This is a genomic window from Halobacillus sp. BBL2006, assembly GCF_000786645.1.
Taxonomy (GTDB): domain Bacteria; phylum Bacillota; class Bacilli; order Bacillales; family Halobacillaceae; genus Halobacillus.
On record NZ_JRNX01000645.1, the window covers coordinates 1 to 2,052 of the forward strand.

Annotated in this window: 2 protein-coding genes and 1 pseudogene; all 3 read left to right on the plus strand. The window is 43.0% G+C overall.

The window, feature by feature from the left end:
- Positions 1-621 (plus strand): annotated as a pseudogene (locus LD39_RS17555) (tRNA uridine-5-carboxymethylaminomethyl(34) synthesis enzyme MnmG); the annotation flags it as partial.
- A 17-nt stretch (positions 622-638) separates the two neighbouring features.
- Positions 639-1,355: a 16S rRNA (guanine(527)-N(7))-methyltransferase RsmG gene (gene rsmG, locus LD39_RS17560; RefSeq protein ID WP_035550777.1), complete on the plus strand. Its 717-nt coding sequence runs from the start codon at positions 639-641 to the stop codon at positions 1,353-1,355.
- Between the two features lie 94 nt (positions 1,356-1,449).
- Positions 1,450-1,938, plus strand: a complete 489-nt coding sequence (locus tag LD39_RS17565) for a metallophosphoesterase family protein (protein WP_035550781.1) — start codon at positions 1,450-1,452, stop codon at positions 1,936-1,938.
- Positions 1,939-2,052: the final 114 nt, after the last annotated feature.

A 2,052-nucleotide genomic window follows, 5' to 3' on the forward strand; every position in this document is an offset into this window, starting at 1 on the left:
GAGCCATATCGCTTGCTGACATCCCGTGCCGAATTCCGTCTCATGCTGCGTCATGATAATGCGGACTTACGCCTGACAGAAATCGGCTACAACATTGGCGTCATCCCTGAAGAACGCTACAAGCGTTTTAAAGAAAAGCAGCGTCAGATCGAAGAAGAGAAGACACGTCTAGACGGTGTCATCTTGAAGGTCACAGAAGAAGTTCAGGCAGTTATTGAAGAAGCAGGCGGTTCTAAATTGAAGGACGCTGTCCGTGCGACAGACTTACTGAAACGTCCGGAAATGAAATATGCGCACATCGAACGTCTGACTCCAAGTGACGCCAATCTTCCAGAAGACGTGAAAGAACAAGTTGAAATTCAAATTAAGTATAGCGGCTATATTAAAAAAGCCCTTGAACAAATTGATCGTATGAAGAAAATGGATTCGAAAAAAATACCTGATGACATTGATTACGATGCCATTAATGGACTCGCAACGGAAGCACGTGACCGTTTGAAACAGGTGCGTCCACTTTCTGTCGGTCAGGCGTCGCGCGTATCGGGTGTCAATCCGGCAGACGTTTCGATTCTTCTCGTCTATATTGAACAAGGAAAAATTGCCCGCGTTTCTGGTGAATAATACGAAAGGATGGACTTATGGATACAAACACCTTTCTACAATCATTACAAAAGCAAGGAATAGAGCTGAACGAAAAGCAGCAGCAGCAGTTTCATAAATACTTCGAGATTCTTGTCGAATGGAATGAAAAGATGAACTTGACTGCGATTACCGATCAAGAAGGTGTTTATCTTAAGCACTTTTATGATTCATTGACGGCAGCATTTTACTTTGATTTTAACCGCCCGCTTCGCATTTGTGATGTTGGTGCGGGAGCTGGATTTCCAAGTTTGCCATTGAAGATTGTCTTTCCTCAGCTTAAAGTGACAATTGTCGATTCTTTGAAAAAAAGAATTACGTTTTTGAATCACTTAGCCCATGAATTAGAGCTAGATGATGTCGCTTTTTATCATGATCGTGCCGAAAACTTTGGTAAAAACGACAAGTTTCGTGAAGGATATGACTTAGTCATGGCCCGTGCCGTTGCTCGAATGTCCGTCCTAAGTGAACTGTGCTTACCTTTAACGGCTAAAGGGGGGCATTTCATGGCGATGAAAGGTCCTAATTTGGATGAGGAAATGGAAGATGCCGCCATTGCCATTCAAACGGTTGGCGGTGAAGTAAAAAGCACGTACACGTTTGAGCTTCCAGAAGAAAATAGTGAACGCAATATCGCGATTATTGAAAAGCGGAGAAAAACACCGAAGAAATACCCCCGTAAAGCGGGTACACCAAACAAAACACCTATTCAATGATAGTGAACCCCTGATCTTGCGTAAAAGATCGGGGGTTTTCTCTACATAAAACAAATTATTTCCCGGGAAAAGATTTAAGACAGGAGGAATTGGAATGAAAGTGGTGATCGTATCGGATACCCATATCGCAAAAAAAGAAGCCGAACTGCCTGTCCGCCTGATGGAAGAGCTTCCGTCTGCTGAGCTCATCATCCATGCAGGGGATTGGAATATACCAGAAGTCTATGACCAACTTGAATCCTTTGCTCCCGTCCATGGTGTGTATGGAAATGTCGACGGAATAGAGATACAAGAATTGGTGCCGGATAAACAAATCATTGATGTAAAAGGGTTTAAAATAGGTATAGTGCATGGGCATGGAGAAAAGAAGACAACTGAAAAGCGTGTCGTTGAAGCTTTCGCGGAGGATAACGCCGATATTATTGTGTTCGGACACTCTCATATTCCTCTGCTACGTTATTTTAAAAAGCAGCTCTTATTCAATCCTGGATCGCCCACTGCTAAACGGAAGCTGCCTTATTACTCATTTGGAATTATGACATTTAATGAGGAAACATTTGAGGCGAAGCATATCTTCTATTAGTAGAATTTGTTGAGTTTTCTTATTCACCTTTAGCTCCCGATTATTGAAGACTCAGTTTCGAGACATTCGTATGAGTTTGGGGCTGCGGGAAAAGGTTCGCTTTCCGTGGGGCGG